Origin of the sequence: Psychroflexus sp. MES1-P1E, from assembly GCF_002836055.1 — a bacterium.
In the GTDB taxonomy this organism is placed as follows: domain Bacteria; phylum Bacteroidota; class Bacteroidia; order Flavobacteriales; family Flavobacteriaceae; genus Psychroflexus.
Genome location: NZ_PJBS01000142.1, coordinates 1 through 5,589, shown reverse-complemented (window position 1 = coordinate 5,589; position 5,589 = coordinate 1). Strand labels below are relative to the sequence as shown.

5 protein-coding genes are annotated in these 5,589 nt (G+C 34.6%); 2 read left to right on the top strand and 3 right to left on the bottom strand.

The window, feature by feature from the left end; genetic code table 11:
• Together CXF67_RS03995 and CXF67_RS03990 are read left to right on the top strand one after the other, a co-directional pair.
• Positions 1-560, top strand: a 560-nt coding sequence (locus CXF67_RS03995) for a helix-turn-helix domain-containing protein (protein ID WP_145990377.1), incomplete at its 5' end; no start/stop codon positions are given.
• Positions 561-654: 94 nt separating this feature from the next.
• Positions 655-2,316 carry a serine hydrolase domain-containing protein gene (locus tag CXF67_RS03990; protein WP_102087559.1) on the top strand — a complete coding sequence of 554 codons (1,662 nt, stop codon included), beginning with the start codon at positions 655-657 and terminating at the stop codon, positions 2,314-2,316.
• Between the two features lie 104 nt (positions 2,317-2,420).
• Here CXF67_RS03990 and ltrA (CXF67_RS03985) read toward each other — a convergent pair whose 3' ends face one another.
• From ltrA (CXF67_RS03985) to ltrA (CXF67_RS03980), 3 genes are all read right to left on the bottom strand, one after another.
• Positions 2,421-3,674, bottom strand: coding sequence for a group II intron reverse transcriptase/maturase (gene ltrA / locus CXF67_RS03985; RefSeq protein ID WP_102087558.1), 1,254 nt, complete (start codon positions 3,672-3,674; stop codon positions 2,421-2,423).
• Positions 3,675-3,880: 206 nt separating this feature from the next.
• Positions 3,881-4,018 carry a hypothetical protein gene (locus CXF67_RS18080; RefSeq protein WP_180957894.1) on the bottom strand — a complete coding sequence of 46 codons (138 nt, stop codon included), beginning with the start codon at positions 4,016-4,018 and terminating at the stop codon, positions 3,881-3,883.
• A 293-nt stretch (positions 4,019-4,311) separates the two neighbouring features.
• Entirely contained in the window at positions 4,312-5,484 is a 1,173-nt protein-coding gene (gene ltrA / locus CXF67_RS03980; RefSeq protein ID WP_257984590.1) for a group II intron reverse transcriptase/maturase, read from the bottom strand.
• Positions 5,485-5,589 lie beyond the last annotated feature (105 nt).

Below are 5,589 nucleotides of genomic sequence, written 5' to 3'. Positions count from 1 at the left end.
CTATACTTTGGTTTTTATGGACACCTTATACCATTATTGATTATGTGATATTTGATTTTCAATTAAACATAAGTGATTATTATCCAATTTATGTATTACTCTCTATCATAACTATTTGGATTAGTGCTGAAGCCTTTTTAAGACCAGAGATCATATTTCTTGAGGCTAATAAGAAAGATAATATTAATAAAGAAACTCCATCTGAAGAAATCATTAAAAAAGCATCTTGGTTAAAAGAGCAAATAGCAACTAACTTGTTTTACCTTAATTCAGAATTAACATTAAAATCTTTGGCAGACAGCCTTAATATACATCCCAATATTTTATCTAAAATAATAAACGAGGGTTTGGATAAAAATTTCTCAGATTTTATAAATGAGTATCGTATTAATGCTTTTATTGATAAATTGGATAGCGATAAATATGATAACATAACGCTATTAGGTATATCTTTTGAATGCGGCTTTAATTCGAAAACGACTTTTAACAGAGTTTTTAAAAATATTAAAGGTATAACTCCTTTAAATTATAAAAAATCAATAAAAAATATGCCTGAATAGCCTTAAATGAGTCCCATTCTATAATATGGGGCTTTTGATAGTTCTATTCAGTATATGTTTGCTGAATAAACAAATACAATCAAAGATGAAACCAATGAAAAAAATAGTAATTCTTTCAATAACAGTACTGTTTTTTATTTCTTGTAAGAATACACCTGAACCACCTTTGACACTCAGTTCAGGAGAAGTGTCTAACGAAGCACATAAAAACAATATTGGAAAAATTGCTTTTATGAGCGATTGGATTCCTTTAGAAAAATTTTCTGAAAACCATTTTATTAATGAACTATCTATTTCTAACACTTCAGATTTTGGTTTCAGAATGTTTTTAGGCAAGACATTGACTTATTATCTTAGTGAATTAGAACCAGATTTATCGGTAAGAGAACTATGCAGAAAAGGAAATTTTCAATTGACATTTTTTGTTGACAATAAAGAGATTTACAAAAAAAATCTTCAAACAGGAGCAGGTTCTTGCGAGTATAAGAATTCAGCAACTGCATATGGAATTCCATTAGTAAATAAAAACATCTCTGACCATTGGGGAGTATTCTTATGGCTGAAATTTATGAAAAAAGAAGGGGGACAAAAAGCACTCTCAAATGGAAGTCACGATTTAAGGATTGAAGTCCGTCCGTACATAGAACATAAACAATTTAAAGTAGGTGATATTATTGCGCAAGGTGAGGTTAAGTTAACTTTTGTTGAAAAGGAAGTAGAAGAATCTAAAATTGCTATTCAGCCAATACAATCAACAGATAAGTGGGAAATGTCAGAGACTAATTATGATACTTTTTTAATTAGACAGTTAAATCAAAAAATCGCACAAAATTATTTTAAAGAAATCACAAGTATTGTCGTTGTAAAAGAAGGAAAATTATTGATTGAGGAATACTTTAATGGAGCAAATAGAAACACACTTCACGATACTCGTTCTGTAGGAAAAACATTGGCATCTACTATTATGGGAATTGCTATTAAGGAAGGGCATCTTGAAAATGAGAATCAAACACTAAAAGACTTTTATAATCTTAAATCATATAAAAATTACTCGTCACAAAAAGGAAATGTAACACTTAAGAGTTTGCTAACTATGAGTTCAAGTTTTGATGGTTCAGATATGAATCCAGATTCTCCAGGGAACGAAGAAAATATGTATCCAACCTCTGATTGGGTAAAATTTGGATTGGATTTGTCTATGGATTCTAAAAAAACAATTGGAAATGAATGGGATTACTTTACAGCAGGAGCCGTAATATTAGGAGATGTTTTGAATAAAACAGTTCCAGAAGGGTTAGAAAAATATGCAGATAAGAACCTATTTAAACCCTTGGGAATATCAAACTATAAATGGCAATTTACAACAAGTAATGTTCCTAATACTGCTGGCGGATTTCAAATGAGCAGTTTAGATAATGCTCGTTACGGACAATTATATCTTGATAATGGAATGTATAATGGAAAACAAATTTTATCAGAAAAATGGGTAGAATCAAGTCTTTCAAAACAAATAGCATTATTAAAAATGGAGAATGAATTTTATGGCTATTTATTATGGAATAAAAAGTATAACGTAAATAATCAAGAGATAGAAGCCTATTATGCAAGTGGAAACGGTGGAAATAAGATATTGATTTTTAAAGATCTAGATGCTCTTGTTGTTGTTACTGCGACAGCATACAATCAAACTTATATGCACTATCAGGTAGATGAAATAATAGAGAATTATATACTTCCTATCTTAATGGAAAAGTAGCCAGCACCTAGTCGAGTATGAAAAGGGGGATTTCACCCCTAAACCTCTCACAGAACCGTACGTGAACCTCTCAATTCATACGGCTCTTATTATGCGGTCAGTAGTTAGGTTAGTTGATAACCTAATGCCCAATGATAAAACATATTTGGATAATCTTTAGTTATGCGCCTTAACCACTTTACGGCTAAAACTCGGCTTCTTTTGAAGCGTTTATACCTATTTAAAATCCATTTGATTATCCGATGATGGAGATAATAAAAAACAGGTTTAAGAGCCTTGCGTTTTATTTTCCCATAGTAATTTATCCAGCCCCTAATTTTGGGGTTCAGCAGTGTTGCCAAGTCTTGTAAATTACTTCTGGTTTTCCTATGAATGTTTAAGTCCCTTAAATCTTTTAGAATTCGTTTCTTCGATTTTCGACTCATCTTACAATCATACTGTAAAAAATAACCGCCTTTTCTTAATTTGGTCATCATGGGTTGGAAACTAAATCCTAGGAAATCAAATTGAACTGAAAATCCTTTTTGATTCCTTCCCTGTTTCTTGCAGTACACTATTTTCGTCTTGTCTGGATGAACTGTAAGTCCACATTGTTCAAAACGTTTCTTTACTTCAGCAAGCATATCATTTGCTTGCTGATGTGTGCTGCAATGAATAACCATATCATCGGCATAACGAACCATTTTTATCTTTGGATAATGTCTTGCAAGCCATTTATCTATACCATAATGTAAAAATAAATTGGAGAGCAAAGGACTTATTACTCCGCCTTGAGGTGTTCCTTTTCCTTTTGGATAACTTAATGTGCCATCTTTAAGTTGGATAGGTGATTCTAACCATCGCTGTATATACATTTGTACCCATGGTTCTGAAACATCTACTTTCAGCGCTTTATAGAGTAATTCGTGATTGACATTATCAAAAAATTCTTGAATGTCCAAATCTATTACCCAGCTGTATTTCTTTACATTACGCTGCACTTCTTTTACGCCTTGATGCGCACTCTTATTGGGTCTATACCCATAAGAATTATCCATAAACTTGGCTTCCAATCGTGGTTCAATATACGTTTTGATAACCTGTTGTGCGATTCGGTCGCTAACCGTTGGGATTTCCAATGGACGCGTTTTACCTCCCTCTTTGGGAATGAATACGCGTTTTACATTTTGAGGAAAATAACAACCAGAAGCTAAGCGATTCCATATTTTATACAATTCCTTGGATCGATTTTTTTCAAATCCTACCAAAGTTTGCAAATCTATTCCCGCACTTCCTTTGTTGCTTTTCACCAACTTGTAGGCTTCCCAAACCATCATCTTTGTAATGGGTACTGACTTTGTTTGTTCTTTAAAAATCATCCTTACGCTTTAAGTTGTTTTTAATTCTAAACTGCATAATTGAACCCCTTTGCTCCACTTACATTACACAAGCTTCAACACTACTACGGGTTCATCCGCCACCTAAACAAGTATTGGTAATCGTCTTACAGGTATTGCCTGTTTGAGGTTTCCCTTTATCACTTTGATTAGCCTTCCTGTGTTCCAAAATAAAGCCTAAATAAAAGTCATGCCCCCTTTATGACGGTTGCCACATAGCCAGTAATTAGGTATCCGCTTCGCTCTTCCCTACAACCTCGATATTTGTAGGTTTTGACAACAACTTGTCTTTTCGTCACTTCATCGGTAAGTTCGCTTTCGCTCATCTCTTTTATTCTCACCTGACTGTTTATACAGCCTTTTCTCCTATCGCTTCATCCACCTTAGTTACCCAAAGTACATCATAGAAGTGGTTTGATTAGTTCTCCTAAAATACCTAATCGGAAGACCTCCTTCCATCTTTATTCTAGTTACGATGTCTTTCGACATCTCACAGCACACATCGAGTAGACGGGTGACGACTTAAAGTCGCCACTGCGCCTCTCACACCACCGTACCCTTCGACATGGCTCAGGATAAACCAAGCGGGTCTCGTATACGGCGGTTCAATAATGATACATCAACGTTTGTAGTATTCCACTAAACTAATATAACCCCTCTTTTTCAACCGTTCAATTGTAATGGTCGTACCAAGAATTGGGCTTTGAGCTACTGCCCATCCTCCCATTCTCGTTCTACTCCAAGCATAAGCTTGTCCTTGGTTTACTCCTAAACGAATAAGGTTTTTCCTCTTTCGCTCGGGCTTTTTCCAATGATGCCAAATACAATATCGCAGTCTGTTTCTTAACCATTCTTCCAACTTTTTAAGTTTGACTTGAATGGATGCTTGTTTGTAATAATTTATCCAACCTCGAACCAATAGGGTAATGCTGTGGATTCGTTCATTAAATTCGGCAGGAATAGTCTTCTTGGTTAACATTTTAAGCTTTGCTTTAAAGGTTTTCCATTTCGACTTTTCTACGACTAATTGATATTTCCCTTTTTCTCCCTTTTTATAAGATGCAACAAAAAAATGTCCTAGTAAACTAAAAGTTAGAGAACGACCAATACCGCTCTTTTCTCGATTTATTGGTAATCGAAGTTTTTGCTTTAAATACAAATAGAGATTATTTCCTACTCGTTTTGCAGCTTTCTTACTCTTAACATTTACACTAAAATCATCAGCATATCTTACATAAGCTAAGTTTCTACTTTCAAGTAATTTATCCAGCTCATTGAGAAGGATATTTGACAGCAGAGGGCTTAAAGGGGAGCCTTGCGGAACTCCTTTCGTTCGCTTTTGTAATTTGCCATTAATGAGTATTGGTACTCTAAGAAATGAACGCAATAACTTTAGGGTTTGCTTGCATTTTACTTTTCTGTAAATCGACTCTAACAAGACATAATGTTCTACTTCATCAAAGAAAGACTTCAAGTCAATATCTACAATATGCCGGTAAGCTGAATTGATAAGCTTCAAGCTTTGTGCAATGGCTTGCCTTGCATTGCGCAATGGGCGGAATCCGTAGCTGTGCTGTTGGAAGTCTACCTCAAATATAGGCTGCAATACTTGATGCAATGCTTGCTGAAACACCCTATCTGTGGCCGTTGGTATCCCGAGTAACCTCGTTTTACCATTGCTTTTAGGTATTTCAACGCCTAGTATTGGAGATGGCTGATAAACTCCACTTTTTATTTGCTCAGTGTCTTTGCTTTCCGTTTGCTTGTCGTGTAGATTTAAGTGTTTGCACACTTTTGCCATCTACTCCACCTGCTCCCTTGTTGCGGTACACCTGCAAATAGGATGCGTTTAGATTCTCTTTTGATATTAATTGTTTAATCATAAATACTGCATTCC

Coding starts and splice junctions, on each gene's coding strand:
- CXF67_RS03990 (WP_102087559.1), top strand. CDS start 655: ATGAAAAAAATAGTAATTCTTTCAATAACAGTACTGTTTTTTATTTCT.
- ltrA (WP_102087558.1), bottom strand. CDS start 3,674: ATGATTTTTAAAGAACAAACAAAGTCAGTACCCATTACAAAGATGATG.
- CXF67_RS18080 (WP_180957894.1), bottom strand. CDS start 4,018: ATGAGCGAAAGCGAACTTACCGATGAAGTGACGAAAAGACAAGTTGTT.